This is a genomic window from Variovorax ureilyticus, assembly GCF_050632185.1.
In the GTDB taxonomy this organism is placed as follows: Bacteria; Pseudomonadota; Gammaproteobacteria; order Burkholderiales; family Burkholderiaceae_C; genus Variovorax; species Variovorax ureilyticus_A.
Genome location: NZ_CP192579.1, coordinates 685597 through 702848, shown reverse-complemented (window position 1 = coordinate 702848; position 17252 = coordinate 685597). Strand labels below are relative to the sequence as shown.

General features: G+C 66.0%; 22 protein-coding genes and 1 pseudogene. 2 read left to right on the top strand and 21 right to left on the bottom strand.

The genetic code is table 11. The annotated features are described in order from the left end of the window. Nucleotides 1-58: 58 nt before the first annotated feature. From ACQ858_RS03320 to ACQ858_RS03295, 6 genes are read right to left on the bottom strand one after another with little or no spacing between them, the layout of a single operon-like run. Nucleotides 59-418, bottom strand: coding sequence for a histidine triad nucleotide-binding protein (locus tag ACQ858_RS03320; RefSeq protein ID WP_431275410.1), 360 nt, complete (start codon nucleotides 416-418; stop codon nucleotides 59-61). Beyond that, complete coding sequence (locus ACQ858_RS03315; protein WP_431275409.1) at nucleotides 408-797, bottom strand: DUF4870 family protein; 390 nt, start codon at nucleotides 795-797, stop codon at nucleotides 408-410. The genes ACQ858_RS03320 and ACQ858_RS03315 overlap by 11 nt, the downstream gene beginning before the upstream one ends. 9 nt (nucleotides 798-806) lie before the next feature. Then, complete coding sequence (locus tag ACQ858_RS03310; protein ID WP_431275408.1) at nucleotides 807-1196, bottom strand: phosphoribosyl-ATP diphosphatase; 390 nt, start codon at nucleotides 1194-1196, stop codon at nucleotides 807-809. Further along, the gene (gene hisI / locus ACQ858_RS03305) at nucleotides 1193-1594 is read right to left on the bottom strand and encodes a phosphoribosyl-AMP cyclohydrolase (protein ID WP_431275407.1); all 402 of its coding nucleotides are present in this window, start codon (nucleotides 1592-1594) and stop codon (nucleotides 1193-1195) included. The genes ACQ858_RS03310 and hisI overlap by 4 nt, the downstream gene beginning before the upstream one ends. A gap of 44 nt (nucleotides 1595-1638) precedes the next feature. Beyond that, nucleotides 1639-2418: an imidazole glycerol phosphate synthase subunit HisF gene (gene hisF / locus ACQ858_RS03300; RefSeq protein WP_431275406.1), complete on the bottom strand. Its 780-nt coding sequence runs from the start codon at nucleotides 2416-2418 to the stop codon at nucleotides 1639-1641. Nucleotides 2419-2438: 20 nt separating this feature from the next. Further along, complete coding sequence (locus ACQ858_RS03295) at nucleotides 2439-3281, bottom strand: D-hexose-6-phosphate mutarotase (protein ID WP_431275405.1); 843 nt, start codon at nucleotides 3279-3281, stop codon at nucleotides 2439-2441. A gap of 133 nt (nucleotides 3282-3414) precedes the next feature. On the opposite strand from ACQ858_RS03295, the gene ACQ858_RS03290 reads away from it, so the two are divergent. Both ACQ858_RS03290 and ACQ858_RS03285 read left to right on the top strand, forming a co-directional pair. Then, nucleotides 3415-4722: a dicarboxylate/amino acid:cation symporter gene (locus tag ACQ858_RS03290; RefSeq protein ID WP_431275404.1), complete on the top strand. Its 1308-nt coding sequence runs from the start codon at nucleotides 3415-3417 to the stop codon at nucleotides 4720-4722. Between the two features lie 8 nt (nucleotides 4723-4730). After that, complete coding sequence (locus tag ACQ858_RS03285; protein WP_431275403.1) at nucleotides 4731-5669, top strand: amino acid ABC transporter substrate-binding protein; 939 nt, start codon at nucleotides 4731-4733, stop codon at nucleotides 5667-5669. 12 nt (nucleotides 5670-5681) lie between these two features. Here ACQ858_RS03285 and hisA read toward each other — a convergent pair whose 3' ends face one another. The 15 genes and pseudogenes from hisA to mlaD form a co-directional block, all read right to left on the bottom strand. Continuing rightward, a complete protein-coding gene (gene hisA, locus ACQ858_RS03280) occupies nucleotides 5682-6428 on the bottom strand; it encodes a 1-(5-phosphoribosyl)-5-[(5-phosphoribosylamino)methylideneamino]imidazole-4-carboxamide isomerase (protein WP_431275402.1) in 747 nt (248 codons plus the stop codon). 136 nt (nucleotides 6429-6564) lie between these two features. After that, on the bottom strand, nucleotides 6565-7215 hold the full coding sequence (hisH, locus tag ACQ858_RS03275) for an imidazole glycerol phosphate synthase subunit HisH (RefSeq protein WP_431275401.1): 651 nt from the start codon (nucleotides 7213-7215) through the stop codon (nucleotides 6565-6567). A gap of 31 nt (nucleotides 7216-7246) precedes the next feature. Continuing rightward, on the bottom strand, nucleotides 7247-7876 hold the full coding sequence (gene hisB, locus ACQ858_RS03270) for an imidazoleglycerol-phosphate dehydratase HisB (RefSeq protein WP_431275400.1): 630 nt from the start codon (nucleotides 7874-7876) through the stop codon (nucleotides 7247-7249). Continuing rightward, nucleotides 7873-8964, bottom strand: a complete 1092-nt coding sequence (gene hisC / locus ACQ858_RS03265; RefSeq protein ID WP_431275399.1) for a histidinol-phosphate transaminase — start codon at nucleotides 8962-8964, stop codon at nucleotides 7873-7875. Before hisC ends, hisB begins: the two co-directional genes overlap by 4 nt. 5 nt (nucleotides 8965-8969) lie before the next feature. Then, nucleotides 8970-9296 (bottom strand): Rap1a/Tai family immunity protein, encoded by a 327-nt coding sequence (locus tag ACQ858_RS03260; protein WP_431275398.1) that lies wholly within the window; start codon nucleotides 9294-9296, stop codon nucleotides 8970-8972. Nucleotides 9297-9411: 115 nt separating this feature from the next. Continuing rightward, nucleotides 9412-10728: a histidinol dehydrogenase gene (gene hisD, locus ACQ858_RS03255; protein WP_431275397.1), complete on the bottom strand. Its 1317-nt coding sequence runs from the start codon at nucleotides 10726-10728 to the stop codon at nucleotides 9412-9414. 7 nt (nucleotides 10729-10735) lie between these two features. Continuing rightward, nucleotides 10736-11377, bottom strand: a complete 642-nt coding sequence (gene hisG, locus ACQ858_RS03250) for an ATP phosphoribosyltransferase (RefSeq protein WP_431275396.1) — start codon at nucleotides 11375-11377, stop codon at nucleotides 10736-10738. Continuing rightward, on the bottom strand, nucleotides 11374-12660 hold the full coding sequence (gene murA / locus ACQ858_RS03245; protein ID WP_431275395.1) for a UDP-N-acetylglucosamine 1-carboxyvinyltransferase: 1287 nt from the start codon (nucleotides 12658-12660) through the stop codon (nucleotides 11374-11376). Before murA ends, hisG begins: the two co-directional genes overlap by 4 nt. Before the next feature lie 18 nt (nucleotides 12661-12678). Further along, nucleotides 12679-12933, bottom strand: a complete 255-nt coding sequence (locus ACQ858_RS03240; RefSeq protein ID WP_431275394.1) for a BolA family protein — start codon at nucleotides 12931-12933, stop codon at nucleotides 12679-12681. 272 nt (nucleotides 12934-13205) lie between these two features. After that, complete coding sequence (locus ACQ858_RS03235) at nucleotides 13206-13970, bottom strand: ABC transporter permease (RefSeq protein ID WP_431276775.1); 765 nt, start codon at nucleotides 13968-13970, stop codon at nucleotides 13206-13208. Then, nucleotides 13970-14917, bottom strand: a complete 948-nt coding sequence (locus ACQ858_RS03230) for an ABC transporter ATP-binding protein (RefSeq protein ID WP_431276774.1) — start codon at nucleotides 14915-14917, stop codon at nucleotides 13970-13972. Before ACQ858_RS03230 ends, ACQ858_RS03235 begins: the two co-directional genes overlap by 1 nt. Nucleotides 14918-14951: 34 nt before the next feature. Next, nucleotides 14952-15225, bottom strand: a pseudogene (locus ACQ858_RS03225) (STAS domain-containing protein). 7 nt (nucleotides 15226-15232) lie between these two features. Further along, entirely contained in the window at nucleotides 15233-15886 is a 654-nt protein-coding gene (locus ACQ858_RS03220; protein ID WP_431275393.1) for an MlaC/ttg2D family ABC transporter substrate-binding protein, read from the bottom strand. Between the two features lie 118 nt (nucleotides 15887-16004). Further along, nucleotides 16005-16742, bottom strand: coding sequence for an MlaA family lipoprotein (locus ACQ858_RS03215; protein WP_431275392.1), 738 nt, complete (start codon nucleotides 16740-16742; stop codon nucleotides 16005-16007). Then, complete coding sequence (gene mlaD, locus ACQ858_RS03210; protein WP_431275391.1) at nucleotides 16739-17227, bottom strand: outer membrane lipid asymmetry maintenance protein MlaD; 489 nt, start codon at nucleotides 17225-17227, stop codon at nucleotides 16739-16741. The genes ACQ858_RS03215 and mlaD overlap by 4 nt, the downstream gene beginning before the upstream one ends. Nucleotides 17228-17252: the final 25 nt, after the last annotated feature.

Below are 17252 nucleotides of genomic sequence, written 5' to 3'. Positions count from 1 at the left end.
TCCTGAAGAATGTGAACAATTTTAGTCGGCGCGCAAATGCCGCCGGGCAAGGCGGATATCAGCCTCTGAGCCATGGACGCGGACCGCCCATGACGTGGACATGCAGATGGTGGACTTCCTGGCCGGCTTCGGCACCGGTATTGACCACAATGCGGAAACCACCCTCCGGATAGGGCCCGCACCCCTGCTCGATCGCCAGCTTCGGGGCCAGCGTCATGATCCTTCCAAGCAGTGCGGCATCGTCCGAAGTCACCTGGGCCATCGAGGGAACGTGGCGCTTGGGCACGATCATGAAGTGCACCGGCGCCCACGGCGCGATGTCATGGAACGCAACGAGTTCCTCGTCCTCGTAGACCTTTCGGGAGGGAATCTTGCCTTCGATGATCTTGCAGAAGACGCAGTTGGGGTCAGAGGACATTCGTCGGCTCCATGGATCGGCCCGCATTCATTCGCACCATCCCCTTGACGATGCGATAGAGGAACCAGAGGGAAATGAGTGCCCAGGCAGCCCAGCCCGGCACCAGGAACAGCAACCACAGCCAGGAGGTCAGCAGGTACAGGACGCCGGCCCAGAGCACGGAGCGGATGCGCCAGCTGAAATGCGACGCCTGCCACGTCCCCGCGGCATCGTCGCGCTTGACCAGGTCGATGACGAGCGCGATCAGCAAAAGCCCGATCGAAGCCTGAGCGCCCGGGAGCACGGCGCCCACGGCCACCACCAGGTGCAGGATGTAGCTGACCCAGCCCCAGGTCTTGAGCGAGTCATCGGGGTCCACGGTAACGATGTCGTTGGGCATGGCGTCCTCTCAATCGTTCGAGGCTTCGCGCGCCTGCGCCTTGCGCAGGGCCTTTTCCTCGATCCCGCTCGTGCCTTCGCGGCGCTCGAGCTCCGCCACCACGTCACTCGGTGCGAAGCCGTAGTGCGCGAGGGCGATCATGCTGTGGAACCACAAATCGGCGACTTCGTTCACCAGTTTCGCGCGATCGCCGCCATGGTCGGCGTCTTTCGCGGCCATCACGACCTCGGTCGCCTCCTCGCCGATCTTCTTCAGGAATGCGTCCGGGCCGCGGTGCAGCAGCCGGGCGACGTAGCTTTTCTCGGGGTCGCCGCCGCGCGCAGGCAGGCGGCTTTCGATGACGGCGGCGAGACGCGCCAGCGCGTCTTCGGCATTCCGCCCAGGGGTATCGGTGCTCATCTTGGGGTCGGTGTGTAGATCGATGCGGGGTCTTTCAGTACCGGTTCCGTCACGACCCAGCGGCCATTCTCGTACTTGCTGAAGAAACAGCTGTGACGGCCGGTATGGCAGGCAATACCCGGCTCATGGCCGAGCTGCGTGATCTTGAGCAGCACGACATCGTTGTCGCAGTCGAGGCGGATCTCGTGCACGGTCTGGACGTGGCCGGACTCCTCGCCCTTGAACCAGAGCTTGGCGCGCGACCGGCTGAAATACACGGCACGGCCGGTCTCTGCGGTCTTGGCCAGCGCCTCGCGGTTCATCCAGGCGAACATCAGCACGTCATTGCTGCCTTGCTCTTGCGCGATGACCGGCACGAGGCCGTTCGCGTCCCATTTCACTTCATCCAACCAGTCCATTTGGCTATTGTCGGTGCAATAGATGTCACACCGCCGGCAGTCGGTTACCGCCGCACGGGAATGCCGCGCGCGGCCAGCTGCGCCTTGGCTTCGCCGACGGTGAATTCGCCGTAGTGGAAGATGCTGGCCGCGAGCACGGCATCCGCGCCGCCGATCTGGATGCCGTCCGCCAGATGCGCCAGGCTGCCGACGCCGCCGGAAGCGATCACGGGGACGCTGACCGCATCGCTCACCGCCCGGGTGAGTTCGAGGTCGAAGCCGCTCTTGGTGCCGTCGCGGTCCATGCTGGTCAGCAAGATCTCGCCGGCACCGCGACGGGCCATCTCGACCGCCCACTGCACCGCATCGAGGCCGGTGTTCTTGCGGCCGCCGTGGCTGTAAACGTCCCAGCCCGGCCCGCGCGTCGCCGCGTCCTCGGCACTGCGGCGCTTGGCATCGATGGCCACCACGATGCACTGCGCGCCGTACTTGTGGGACGCGTCGTCGATGACCTGCGGATTGGCGATCGCGGCCGAATTGAAGCTGGTCTTGTCCGCCCCGGCATTCAGCAGCCGGCGCACGTCCGCGACCGTCCGCACGCCGCCGCCGACGGTCAGCGGAATGAACACCTGCGAGGCGACCGCCTCGATGATGGGCAGGATCAGGTCCCGGTCGTCGCTGGTCGCCGTGATGTCGAGGAAGGTGAGTTCGTCGGCGCCCTGCGCGTTGTAGCGGGCCGCGATTTCGACCGGGTCGCCGGCGTCCCGCAGCTCGACGAAATTGACGCCCTTGACGACACGGCCGCCGGTGACGTCGAGACAGGGAATGATGCGTTTGGCAAGCATGGGAGATTCGGAACAAAGGTTCAGGAGACGGTGAACTGCTGCCAGCCCTGCCACTGCGCGCCGGGCGCCAGCAGAACGGGCTCGTCGATCCGCGCGGCCTCGACGCAAAGCATGTGGCGCCAGCCGTCGTCCGGCAAGTCGTCGAGCTTGGCGCTCAGCGCCGGGCCGGGGTTCCACACCACGGTTTCGGTGCAGCTCGCTCCCTGGGCGATTTCGAGCGCGCCGGACGGCTGCTCGAGCCGCAACGGCCGCGCGGGGGACGCATAGACGCTGTCGAATTCGCTACCGAAGCGAAGCGCCGGCGCCACTTCGACATGGCGGTCGTCGCGCACCGCGTCCCAGCGGTTGGCGCCTTGCAAGCCTTCGAGCCGGGCGGCAGTGACATCGTCGACGCGCAGATACGAATGAAGCGCCGCGGCGAACGACCATGGCCCGCTGCCGGTGTTGCCGATCGTTAGTGCAATTCGCAACGAATGCGGCTCCAGCGTGACGACGAGACGCGCGCGGAACGAATGGGGCCAGATCGCCCGCGTCGCCGCATCGTCGTGCAGCGCAAGCGTCGCGGTGGCGTGCCTGCCGTTCACCTCGACCGATTCCGCCTGCCAGGCGACGTTGCGCACGAAGCCGTGCTTCGGCAGGGAGCCGCGCATGTTGAACTGCGGCCAACAGATCGGCACGCCGCCGCGGATGGCACTCCGGCCGTCGAAGCGCGCGTCGGGGCTCAGGTAGAGCCGCTCGACGCCGTCGGCCGTCACCCAGGACAGCACATGCGCGCCGTGCAGCGCCACCATGCAGCTGTCGCCGCCGGGCAGCGCGAAGCGCACCACCGGCTGGCCGCGAAAGGTCGACGTTTGGACAGACATGGCCCGATTCTAGGTTTGGCCCGCGTCAGGATTGCGGCCGGCACTGTTTTCGCTTGAAATCCCACCGGCGGACGCTCGCGGATGCGGTCGTCGGCCAGGAACGATTCGCCGGTCCCGATCACGAGGAGAACCCATGAGAAGAAAGCTGCCGCCCGCCGCCTGGATCCTGATCGCGATGGTGATCGGGATCATCGTGGGCTACATGGTCTTCGTGAACTTCCCCAACAAGCGGACGGCGGCGGAGATCGCGGGCTACATCTCGATCGTCTCGGACGTCTTCCTGCGGCTCATCAAGATGCTGATCGGCCCGCTGGTGTTCTCCACGCTGGTGGTGGGCATCGCGCACATGGGGGATGCCGCTTCGGTGGGGCGGGTGTTCGGCAAGGCGCTGGCGTGGTTCGTCACCGCGTCGCTGGTCTCGCTGGTGCTGGGCCTCATCATGGCCAACCTGCTGCAGCCGGGGCACAACCTGGGGCTGCCACTGCCCGACATCGGCGCCTCGGCGAATCTCGCGACTTCCAAGTTCACGCTGAAGGACTTCGTCGCCCACATGGTGCCGAGGTCCTTCGTCGAGGCGCTCGCGAACAACGAGATCCTGCAGATCGTGGTGTTCTCGATGTTCTTCGGCGTCGCCCTCGCCTCGCTCGGCGAGAAGGGCAAGACGCTGGTCGCGTCGATCGACGAGCTCTCGCACGCCATGCTCAAGATCACCGGCTACGTCATGAAGCTCGCGCCGCTCGCGGTGCTGGCGGCCATGGCGGCGACGGTGGCGGTCAACGGCCTGGACATCCTGATCAAGTTCGCGGTGTTCATGGGCGGCTTCTATCTGAGCCTGTTGCTGCTGTGGAGCCTGCTGGCCTTGGCCGGCTTCGTGTTCCTCGGCCCGCGCATCGTGAAGCTGCTGCAGTACATCCGCGAGCCGTTCCTGCTGTCTTTCGCCACCGCAAGCTCGGAAGCCGCCTACCCGAAGATCCTGGTGGCGCTCGACCGCTTCGGCGTCAAGCGCAAGATCTCGAGCTTCGTGATGCCGATGGGCTATTCCTTCAATCTCGACGGCTCGATGATGTATTGCACTTTCGCGGTGCTCTTCGTCGCGCAGGCCTACGACATCCATCTGACGATCGCCACCCAGTTCACGATGCTGCTGATCCTGATGCTGACCTCCAAGGGCATGGCCGGCGTGCCGCGCGCCTCGCTGGTGGTGATCGCGGCGACGCTGAACCAGTTCAACATCCCCGAGGCCGGGTTGCTGCTGATCCTCGGCGTGGACACCTTCCTGGACATGGGCCGTTCGGCCACCAACGCGGTGGGCAATTCGATCGCCACCGCAGTGGTCGCGAAGTGGGAGGGCGAGCTGATGTCCGAGAGCGAGGCCGACGCCAACGCGCGCTCCATGGACAAGGAGAGCGCCGCCACCCTGGCCAATCCGATGCACGCCTGAGGCCCGCGATGACGCTCACGCGGACACTGCCGGCCATCGCGGCCCTGTGGCTGGGCCTCGCCGGCGTCGTGCCGCAGGCGTCGGCGCAGACCGAGCCGACGCCTGCAACGCCCGCGGCGCTCACCGGCACGCTGGCGAAGGTGCGCGACGCGGGCGCCGTGACCATCGGCTACCGCGAATCGTCGATCCCGTTCTCGTTCCTGTCGCCGCGCAACGAGCCGATCGGCTACTCCATCGAGCTGTGCAAGGCGCTGGTGGAAGCCATGAGCGATGCGGTGCACAAGACGCTCGCGACGAAATGGGTGCCGGTGACCGCGGAATCACGGCTCGACGCAGTGGTCAGTGGGCAGGTGGACCTCGAATGCGGCTCGACCACCAACAACCTCGAGCGGCAGAAGCGGGTCGCGTTCTCGCCGACGATCTTCGTCTCGGGCACCAAGCTGCTGGTGCGCAAGGATTCGCCGATCAAGTCCTTCAGAGACCTCGGCGGCCGCGCCGTCGCGGTGACCAGCGGCACGACCAACGAGAAGACGATGCGCGACATCGCCGCGCGCTTCAAGATCGGCATGAACCTGCGGGTCTCGCGCGACCACGCCGAATCGTTCGCGCTGGTGAAGTCCGGCAAGGCAGAGGCGTTCGCGACCGATGACGTCCTGCTCTACGGCCTGATTGCGCAGGACCGGGGCGGCAGCGACGGCGAGAGCAACTACCAAGTCGTCGGCGAGTTTCTTTCGTACGACCCGTATGGCGTGATGTACCGCAAAGACGACCCGCAGATGACGCGGGTCGTGAACGACACCTTCCATGACCTGGCCGAGGATGGCGAGATCGAGCGGCAGTACAAGCGCTGGTTCCTGCGCAAGCTGCCTTCGGGGACTGCGCTGAACCTGCCGATGAGCCCGCAGCTCGAGACCATCATCCAGACGATGGCGGTGCGCTCCGAGTGACCCGGCGAGGCGTCAGGCTGCGTCGGCCAGCTCGTCGGCGCGGGCCTGCGCAGCGGTGAAGTCGAGGTCGCCCGAGTAGATCGCACGGCCGCAGATCACGCCTTCGACGCCCTCGTCCTCGATGGCGCAGAGCTTTTCGATGTCGGCCATGTTCGACAGGCCGCCCGATGCGATCACCGGGATCGTGAGTGCCTGCGCCAGACGCACCGTGGCGTCGATGTTGATGCCGGAGAGCATGCCGTCGCGGCCGATATCGGTGTAGATGATCGACTCGACACCGTAGTCCTCGAACTTCTTGCCGAGATCGGCGACCTCGTGGCCGGTCAGCTTGCTCCAGCCATCCGTCGCCACCTTGCCGTCCTTGGCGTCCAGGCCGACGATGATGTGGCCGCCGAAGGCGCTGCACGCATCCTTGAGGAAGCCGGGATTCTTGACCGCGGCGGTGCCGATGATCACGTAGCGCAGGCCGTCGTCGATGTAGCGCTCGATGGTGTCCAGATCGCGAATCCCGCCGCCGAGCTGCACGGGGATCTCATCGCCGACTTCACGCAGGATCGCCTTGATCGCGGCATGATTCTGCGGCTTGCCCGCGAAAGCCCCGTTCAGGTCGACCAGGTGCAGCCGCCTGGCTCCGGCCTCCAGCCATTTGCGCGCCATCGCGGCGGGATCTTCACTGAACGTGGTCGACTGGTCCATATCGCCCTGCTTGAGGCGAACGCAGTGGCCATCTTTGAGGTCGATCGCAGGAATGAGGAGCATGATGCGGGACTGCTTGGAACGAGCGATGAAGTCGCGGGAAATCTAGGCGGGGTGAGGGAGTGGAAGGCGGCAATCGTACCCAGAATCCGGCGCGCGCAACCGCTGCCCGGGCCGGTCGGTCGATGCGTCGACTGTCTCAAGGATGCCAGTGGAGGAAATTTCGATAGAGCTGCAACCCATGGTCCGCGCTCTTCTCGGGGTGGAACTGGGTGGCAAAAATATTATCGCGTGCAATGGCCGCGGTAAAGCGGTCGCCGTAGTCTGCCTCGCCCACGCTGTGGGCGGGATCGGCAGGCTTCGCATAGAAGCTGTGCACGAAATAGAAGTAGCTCTGGTCCGGCACCCCGGCCCACACGGGGTGCGGGTGCGTCTGGATGACCTGGTTCCATCCCATCTGCGGGACCTTGTAGCGGCTGCCGTCGGGCTGCCTGCGGCCCTCGAGTTCGAACCGCCGAACCTCGCCGGGGATGAGGCCGAGCCCCTCGGTCGGCCCCTCGTCGCTACGCGACAACAGCATCTGCATGCCGACGCAGACGCCGAACAGCGGCTTGGTGGCCGCCGCTTCAAGCACGGGCTCCAGAAGGCCCGAATCGCGCAGTTCGCGCATGCAGTCGGGCATGGCGCCCTGCCCCGGCAGAACGACGCGGGTGGCGCGGCGCACCACGTCCGGATCGGAGGTGACGAACACCTCCACCCCGACCTGATCCGCCGCATGCTGGACCGCCTGCGACACCGACCGCAGGTTGCCCATGCCGTAATCGATCACGGCGACTGTGTTCTTCGTCATGGATGAGTCTCCGAGCAGCAACGGTTCCGGTTCAGAGCGATCCCTTGGTCGAAGGAATGACGCCCGCCGAACGCGGATCGAGCTCCAGCGCCGCGCGCAGCGCCCGGGCGAAGGCCTTGAACACCGTCTCGCACTGGTGGTGCGCGTTGACGCCCTTCAGGTTGTCGATGTGCAGCGTGACGAATGCGTGATTGACGAAGCCGTGGAAGAACTCGGAGGTGAGCTGCGTGTCGAAAGTGCCGATCATGCCGCTCGTGAAGGGCACATCCATCACGAGTCCGGGGCGGCCCGAGAAGTCAATCACCACGCGGCTGAGCGCCTCGTCGAGCGGCACGTAGGCATGGCCGTAACGTCGGATGCCCTTCTTGTCGCCCACGGCCTTCGCGACCGCCTGGCCGAGCGTGATGCCGACGTCTTCCACCGTGTGGTGACCGTCGATGTGCAGGTCGCCCTGGCAGTCGATGTCCAGATCGATCAGGCCATGGCGGGCGATCTGGTCGAGCATGTGGTCGAAGAAGCCGATGCCGGTCGACAGCTTCGCCTTGCCGGTGCCGTCGAGGTTGACGTGGACCGTGATCTTCGTCTCGGCCGTGTTGCGGGTGACGGTTGCCGTGCGTGCACCGGCGGCGATGACTGCCTCGGGGGCCGTGGGGGTGTTCATAGTGAAGATTCCAGCGCCGCGATCATCCGCGCATTCTCGTCGGCGGTCCCGACGGTCAGCCGCAGACAGTTTGCGAGCAACGGATGCATTTTAGAAACGTTCTTGACCAGCACGCCGGCGGCCTTCATGCCCTCGAAGGTCCTGGCGGCATCGGGCACGCGGATCAGGATCATGTTCGCTTCGCTCGGCCAGCTCTTGACAGCGGGCAGCCGCGCGAGGGCTTCGAAGATCCGCGCGCGCTGGCGGCGGATGTCGGCCGCCTGCTCGGCGAACACGTCGGCATGTTCCAAGGCGAACAGGGCGCACTCGCAGTTCAGCACGCTGATGTTGTAGGGCGGCCGCACCTTGTCGATCTCCGACACCAGTGCGGCCGGGCCCATCATGTAGCCGAGGCGCACACCGGCCAGGCCGAACTTGCTGAGCGTCCTCATCAGCAGCACGTGGTTGTGGCGCGTCACGCGGTCGATGTAGCTCTTGCCGGCGAACGGCTGGTAGGCCTCGTCGATCACGACCAGGCCGCCCTGCTCGCCCTGGGCCTCGATGATCCGCTCGATCGTCGCGTCGTCCCAGAGGTTGGCCGTCGGGTTGTTCGGATAGGCGAGGTAGACGATCGCGGGCTTCTCGCGCGCGATGGCGTCCAGCATCGCGCCTTCGTCGAGCTCGAAGTCGGCGGTCAGCGGCACGCCAACGAAGCGCAGGCCCTGCAGTTGCGCGCTCATCGCGTACATCACGAAGCCGGGAACCGGTGCGAGGATGGCTGCGCCGGGCAGATCGCAGGCCATGGCCAGCAGCGAAATCAGCTCGTCCGAGCCGTTGCCCAGCATCAGCGAGAAGCCATCCGGCATGCCGGCGTACTCGGCCAGGGCGCGCTGCAGGTCGGCACCGCGCGCGCCGGGGTAGCGGTTCAGCGCGAGCGCACCCAGGCGTTCGCCGAGTGCGGCCTGCAGCGCCGGCGGCAGGCCATGGGGGTTCTCCATGGCATCGAGCTTGAGCATGCCTCGCGCGTCCTGGACGGCATAGGCGTGCATCGATTGCACATCCGCGCGGATACGGCCGAGGGCGCGGTTCGTCTGGGTGGTGGATTTCATTCGGTTCAGGGACAGCGGTAGCTGTTGCGCAAAGCCGCGGCGAGCACGAGCTGCACCGGCATGTCGGCCTCGTAGTTGTCGGCGTTGCGCGCCAGTTCGGTCTGGAAGAGCGCGCGCGCCATGGCCGGCTCGAGCTTGCGCCCATTGACGCAGAAATGCGGTTTGAGCCCCGCGCGCTGGTCTGCGTCGCTGGCTTCGCGCAGACCCTCCATGACGCCGACCAAGTAGTAGTTCGCGTAGGTCTTGCCGTCCTTCTCGTTGGCTTCGAGCGTGCGCAGTTCGCGGATGGACATCGCCTGCGCACCGGCGGCGAACACCAGCGCGGCGAACAAAAGCAGCCTCGATGCGAACGGTCGCCTGAAACCCCTGGAACCGGCTTCGCCGGGCCGCCGGGGTTGCCCCCTGCAAGGGGATGCCCGAGCCACACGAAGTGGGCGAGGCTGGGGGTCATTTCAATCTCATACGCGCCGCTTCCGCGTGCGCGGTCAGGCCCTCGCCTTCCGCCAGCGTCACGGCCACCCGCCCCAGGGCCTGGGCGCCCGCTTCGCTGACTTCGATGAGGCTCGAGCGCTTCTGGAAGTCGTAGACGCCCAGCGGCGAGCTGAAGCGCGCGGTGCCGCTCGTGGGCAGCACGTGGTTGGGGCCCGCGCAGTAGTCGCCGAGGCTTTCGCTGGTGAAGGCGCCGAGGAAGATCGCACCGGCATGCCTGAGCAGCGGCTCCCAGCGATGCGGCTCGCGGCTGCTGACTTCGAGGTGCTCGGGCGCGATCCGGTTGCTGATCTCGCAGGCCTCCTCCATGCTGCGCGTGTGAATCAGCGCGCCACGCCCGTTCAGCGAGGCCGCGATGATTTCCGCACGCGGCATGGAGGGCAGGAGCCGATCGATCTCCTGTTGCACTTGTTCGATGTAGCCGGCGTCCGGACACAGGAGGATGCTCTGTGCGAGCTCGTCGTGCTCGGCTTGGCTGAAAAGATCCATGGCGACCCAGTCCGGCGGCGTCGTGCCGTCGGCCAGCACCAGGATTTCGCTCGGCCCCGCGATCATGTCGATGCCGACCGTACCGAACACCCGGCGCTTCGCGGCGGCCACGTAGGCATTGCCGGGACCGGTGATCTTGTCGACCGCCGGGATCGCGGCCGTTCCGTACGCGAGCGCCGCCACCGCCTGGGCGCCGCCAATCGTGAAAGCGCGGCTCACGCCGGCCACGTGTGCCGCGGCCAGCACGAGCGGGTTCTTCTCGCCGCCGGGCGTCGGCACGACCATGATGATCTCGCCCACGCCAGCAACGTGCGCCGGGATCGCGTTCATCAGCACGCTGGACGGATAGGCTGCCTTGCCGCCGGGCACGTAGATGCCGACACGGTCCAGCGGCGTGACCTTCTGGCCCAGCAGCGTGCCGTCCGCGTCGCGGTAGCTCCAGCTTTCGCCGCTCGCCTTCTTCTGCGCCTCGTGATAGCTGCGCACCCGCCTTGCCGCGGCCTCGAGCGCGTTGCGCTGCTCGGCAGGCAGCGATTCGAAGGCGCTGCGCAATTCGGCGGCGCTGAGTTCGAGCGCCTCCATGCCGGCGGCTTCGAGCCGGTCGAAGCGGCGCGTGTAGGCCAGCACCGCCTCGTCACCCCGGCGCAGCACATCCGCGAGGATGTCCGCCACCACCTGCTCGATGGCCGCGTCCGCCTCGGCGGACCAGTGCAGGCGTGCCTTGAAGTCGGCTTCGAAGCTGGCCGAAGCGGTCGACAGGCGAAGAGGGGTGGCTTTCGGATTCATTGCGATGTCACGAGGAAGGAATGGCCGACTCGAACGCATCGACGATACGCCGGATCGCTTCGCGCTTGAGCTTCAGCGCCGCCTGATTGACGACCAGCCGCGCGCTGATGTCCATGATCCGCTCGACCTCGACGAGGTGGTTGGCCTTGAGGGTATTGCCGGTCGAGACCAGGTCGACGATGGCATCGGCCAGCCCGGTCAACGGCGCCAGCTCCATGCTGCCGTAGAGCTTGATCAGGTCGACGTGCACACCCTTGCTGGCGAAGAAGTCGCGGGCGAGCCCGACGTACTTGGTCGCGACCTTGATGCGCGAGCCCTGCTTCACGGCCGAGGCGTAGTCGTAGTCGGCGCGCACCGCCACGCTCAGTCGGCAGGCCGCGATGCGCAGGTCCAACGGCTGGTACAGGCCCTGGTTGCCGTGTTCGAGCAACACGTCGAGCCCCGTCACGCCCAGGTCCGCGCCGCCGTATTGCACATAGGTCGGCACGTCCGAGGCGCGCACCAGCACGACGCGAACGTCCGGCCGGGTCGTCGCCAGGATGAGCTTGCGGGACTTTTCGGGGTCCTCGGTCACCTCGATGCCGGCAGCGGCGAGCAGCGGCATGGTTTCCTCGAATATCCGCCCCTTGGAGAGCGCGAGCGTGATCATGGCTGCACCTCGGCAGGACCGGCCACGCGCTCGATGTCGGCCCCGATGCCGCGCAGCTTGGCCTCCATGCGGTCGTAGCCGCGATCGAGGTGATAGATCCGGTCGACCAGCGTCTCGCCGTCGGCCACGAGCCCGGCGATCACCAGGCTGGCCGATGCGCGCAGATCGGTCGCCATCACGGTCGCACCCGACAGTTGCGACACCCCTTCGATCACCGCCACCTTGCCGTCGGTCTGGATGCGCGCGCCGAGGCGCAACATCTCGTCGACGTGCATGAAGCGGTTCTCGAAGATCGTCTCGGTCACCGCCGAGGTGCCCTCGGCGATCACGTTCAGGGCCATGAACTGGGCCTGCATGTCGGTCGGGAATCCCGGGTATTCAGTCGTTCGGAAACTCTGGGCCTTGAGACGCCCATCGCGACGGACGCGGATGCCGTCGTCGGCGGGCATCACTTCGGCACCGGCCGCGCGCAGCTTTTCGATCACGGCGTCGAGATGATCGGCACGGCCATGCTTCAGGAAGACGTCACCGCCGGTGGCGGCCACGGCGCACAGGAAGGTGCCCGTCTCGATGCGATCCGCCACCACCTGGTGCGTGCAACCGCCAAGCTTTTCCACGCCCTGGATGCGGATGCGGCTGGTGCCATGGCCTTCGATCTTCGCGCCCATCGCGATCAGCATCTCGGCCAGATCGGCGATCTCCGGCTCCTGCGCGGCGTTCTCGAGCACCGTCTCGCCTTCGGCGAGAGCGGCCGCCATCAGGAAGTTCTCCGTGCCGGTGACGGTCACCATGTCGGTCGTGATGCGCGCACCGTGCAGCCGTTTCCGGCCGGCGCCGATGCGCGCGACCATGTAGCCGTGCTCGACCACGATCTCGGCGCCCATCGCCTGCAGGCCCTTGATGTGCTGGTCGACCGGCCGCGACCCGATCGCGCAGCCACCGGGCAGCGAGACCTTGGCACGCCCGAAGCGGGCGATCAGGGGGCCCAGCGCGAGCACGGACGCACGCATGGTCTTGACCAGCTCGTACGGCGCCTCGGGCACTTCGAGCGAGCGGGCGTTGATGCGCACCGTTCCGTTGTCGTCGCGCTCGGCCGCCACGCCCATGTTGTGGACCAGCTTGAGCATGGTCTCGACGTCTTTCAGCCTGGGCACGTTGTACAGCGTGACCGGCTGATCGGTCAGCAGCGCTGCACACAGTTCGGGCAGGGCGGCGTTCTTGGCGCCGGAAATGCGCACCTCGCCGCGAAGCTTGCGCCCGCCGCGAATCAGAAGTTTGTCCATGAAGAATCCAGCGGAGGTCTAACGGGAGGGCGAAGGAGACTGGCTCGCCCATTCGGTGGGCGTGTAGGTTTTCATCGAGAGCGCATGCACCTCGTCGGTATGCATTTTGGCACCCAGGGTGGCATAGACGAGCTGATGGCGCTGGATCGCGCGCTTGCCCTCGAACGCAGGCGAGACGATGGTGGCATACCAATGACGTCCGTCGCCCTCGAGCGTGATGTACTCGCAGGCGAGGCCCGCCTGGATGATGGATTGGAGTTCTTCCGCAGTCATGATTGTTGCTCGCCCCCAGGCTTCGCGCACTTCGTGTCGCTTCGCCACCCCCTGCCGGGGGCAACGCCAGCGGCCCGGCAAAGCCGGTTCCGCGGTGTCTTGCGATCACGTCTGGCTTCGCCGACGGGGCTCCATTTCCATAGTTGTCAGCCGCGCGCAGCACGCTTGTTCGCGGGCTGCCGTGGAACCGGCTTCGCCGGGCCACTGGCAGCGCCCCCTCGAGGGGGTGGCGAAGCGACACGAAGTGCGCGAAGCCTGGGGGTGTCTCATGTTCATCCGCGAATCTTGTAGCCGATGCGCAAGAGGTGCACCGCAATCGCACTCACCACGAGCCAGGCGGCGCTGACGATCGCCAGGCTCACCCACGGCGACACGTCGCTCACGCCGAAGAAGCCGAAGCGGAAGCCGTCGATCATGTAGAAGAACGGGTTCAGGTGGCTCACCGTCTGCCAGAATGATGGCAACGATCCGATCGAATAGAACACGCCCGAGAGGAACGTCATCGGCATGATCAGGAAGTTCTGGAACACCGCCATCTGGTCGAACTTCTCGGCCCAGAGCCCGGCGATCAGCCCCAGCGTGCCGAGCATGGCGGCCCCGAGCAGGGCGAAGATGACGATCCACCACGGCGCGACGAAGCCCGGCATCGCGAAGAGCGCCGTCACCACGAACACGCCGAGCCCGACAGCCAGCCCGCGCACGATCGACGAGCCGACGTAGGCCAGGAACCATCCCCAGTGCGACAGCGGCGTGAGCAGCACGAACACCAGGCTGCCCATGATCTTGCTCTGGATGATCGACGACGAGCTGTTGGCGAAGGCGTTCTGCAGCACGCTCATCATCACGAGGCCCGGCACGAGAAAGGCCGTGTAGCTGACGGTGCCGTAGACCTTGACGTGGTCCTCGAGCACATGTCCGAACACCGTCAGGTAGAGCAACGCGGTGAGCACCGGCGCCCCGACGGTCTGGAAACCGACCTTCCAGAAGCGCAGGATTTCCTTGTAGAGCAGCGCGCGCCAGCCCAGCGCATTGATCATCATCTGGCAACCTCCAGTGGCGTCTGCTCGCCAGCCATCAGGTCGATGAAGACATCTTCCAGATCGGCCTTGCGCATTTCGACGTCCTCGACGTCGAGTCCCGCCTCACGGATGGCCGCCAGCAGTTGCTCGACCTCGTGCGCGTTCTGTGCCGGGAGCTGAACAATGCGGCCGGTGACGCGCGCATGCTGCGCAATCGACCAGGGCAGCATGCCGTCGGTCTTGAAGCGAAGGACATTGCTCGCTGCGGAGCGGAGCAGCTCGCTCGTGCGGTCGAGCGCGATCACCCGGCCCTGCTTCAGCATCGCGATGCGATGGCACAGCGCCTCGGCCTCTTCCAGGTAATGCGTGGTGAGCAGCACGGTGCTGCCCTGCTTGTTGAGCTTGGCGACGAACTGCCAGAGGGTCTGCCGCAGTTCGACGTCGACGCCGGCGGTCGGCTCGTCGAGCACGATGACCGGCGGCTTATGCACCAGCGCCTGCGCGACGAGCACGCGGCGCTTCATGCCGCCGGAGAGCTGGCGCATGTTGGCACTCGCCTTGTCCGCGAGTCCGAGGCTATGCAGGAGCTCGTCGATCCAGTCGTCGTTCTTGCTGATGCCGAAGTAGCCGGACTGGATGCGCAAGGTCTCGCGCACATTGAAGAAGGGGTCGAAAACCAGCTCCTGCGGCACGATGCCGAGGTGGCGGCGGGCCTGCGCGTACTCGCGCTGGACGTCGAAGCCGTGCACCGTGATCGTGCCCGCGCTGGGACGTGAAAGGCCCGCAAGCATGCTGATCAGGGAGGTCTTCCCGGCGCCGTTCGGGCCCAGAAGACCGAAGAATTCGCCTTCCTCGATCTCGAAACTGACGTTGTCGACAGCACGCAGACCCGGTTGTCCCTGGGCCCGTTGCTGGCGTGAAGCGGGATAGGTCTTCGAAACCGATTGAAAGCAAATCGCGGGCATGGGAACCCGCGATTTTACGGGGCTCAGGTCTTTTCTATGGCGCAGCCGGCAAAAGACCGGCAACACCGTACAACGAAGCGAGTTCGCGCAGGCGCGGCGGGAGCCCCTTTACCGCGAAGCCGCGCCCGAGCGCTGCGGACTCGCGCCGGCATTCGAGCAGCACCGCCAGCGCCGAAGAATCGAACTGAACGAGCGCCGTGGCATCGACGACGGTCGCGCTGCCCGTCTGGCCGGCCGAGGCCCCGCTGAAGCATGTAGACGCAGGCGGAGGCCTCGTCATGGGTCAACTTCGGCGGCAGGACAAGCATGATCCGGTCAGCCCTTGCTGTTGGACTTGTTGCGCGCAACGAGGGCGGCGATCAGGCCGTCGATGCCGTTGCTGTTGATCTGCTGCGTGAACTGGCTGCGATAGGTATCGACCAGCCACACGCCGAGGACATTGATGTTGTAGATCTTCCAGCCGTCCCCGTCGCCAGGGATCTTTTCGAGGCGGTAGTCGAGTTGCACCGGGTCGCCATTTCCGCGGACCTCGGTCCGGACGAGCACTTCCTTATCGTCCAGAGGCCCGCGGAGGGGCCGAACGTTGACGCTCTGATCGCTGACCTGGCTGAGCGCACCCGCGTAGGTGCGCACCAGCAGCGTCTTGAACTCCTCCTCGAGACGCTTTTGCTGCTCCGGCGTCGCCTGGCGCCAGGCCGGACCCACCGCGGAAGCCGTCATGCGCTGGAAATTGACGTGCGGCATGATCTTGGAGTCGACCAGCGCCATGATCTTGTTGACGTCGCCGGCCTTGATGGACTTGTCGGCCTTGATGGTTTCGAGCACGTCGACGGAGAGGCGCTTGACGAGCGCATCCGGTGCCTCGTCGGCCGCGTGGGCCGGGCGCACGAATGCGACCGCAGCACCGACGAGCAGCAAGCCAGCCATCGCAAAACGCCCAAAGGTGCGGCGTTGAAGAATCTGGTTCATCAAAATATTCCCTGTTTCAAATCGCAAAATCGCTGAGGCGGACAGTTGGAGACAGCGTACCCGCCGGGGTTCCTCCGGCCAAGCCGCCGCTGCAACCGAATGCAAGCAAGGTGCCGCTTCAGTTTTCGTCGTCCGGCAGGTTACCGTCGTGCACTTCGCTGCGGCGACGCTGGAGGAAAGCATCGCGTGTGAACGTATACCGATCGAGCGCCGCGTCCTCGAGCAACTGGCTCGCCCGCAGCAGGTTGGACCGCAGATCGACCAGCCGGAGTGCAATGAGCGAGTTGCGCACCGGAATATCGGACACGTGGCTCAGTGCATCACCCCGGAAATCCACTGTAAGCGCGACCGTGTCGCGCAGGGTCGAGGGGCCGAGCAACGGCAGCACCAGATAGGGGCCGCTGGGAACGCCCCAGCGGCCGAGCGTCTGACCGAAGTCCTCGCTGTGCCGGTCCAGGCCGGCTTCGGTGGCGATGTCGATCAGACCGCCCAGACCGAAGAAGGTGTTGACGTTCACGCGCGCGAAGGTCTGTGCGCTGTCCTGCAGCTTCAGCTGCGCGACGCTGTTGACGAAGCTCCAGATGTCCGAGAGGTTGCCGAAGAAGTTGTTGACGCCCGTGCGCACCGGGGAAGGCAGCACGCGCTGGTAGGCCGTGGCGACCGGCCGCAGCACTGCGTCGTCGACCGTATCGTTGAATCGCGCGACCTGCCGGTTGAGCGGCTCCAACGGATCCGCCGGATTGGCGTTCGGGCCAGTTGCGCAGCCGGTGACCAGCGCAAGGGCCGCGACGGCAGACGCCGCGCGCACGGCAGACCCGCCGGCGGAACGCGCAGCGGAGGGAGATCGTGGTTTCATTTCTTGCTTGAGTTGCCGGGCGGATTGCTTCCCTCGGCCGCCTTGCTGTAGAGGAACTGTCCGATGAGGTTCTCGAGCACCACCGCGGACTGGGTCGCTGTGATGACGTCGCCCGGCTGCAGGTTCTTCTCGTCGGCGCCCGCCTCGATGCCGATGTACTGTTCGCCGAGCAGGCCGGCGGTCAGGATCTTGAGGGAGCTGTCCTTCGGAAAGCTGTACCGGCTTTGCAGCGCGAGCGTCACGCTCGCCTGGAAGTTCTTGTCGTCGAACGCGATCGACTCGACGCGCCCGACCACCACGCCCGCGCTCTTGACCGCCGTCTGCGGCTTCAGTCCGCCGACGTTGTCGAAACGGGCGATCACCGGGTAGGTCTTCTGGAAGCTCAGGCTCAACAGGTTGGCCGACTGGAGCGCGAGGAAAAGCAGCGCCGCCGCGCCGATCAGCACGAACAGGCCGACCCAGATATCTTTGTTGGAACGTTGCATTTCTTGCACTCTCCTGATCGTTTCT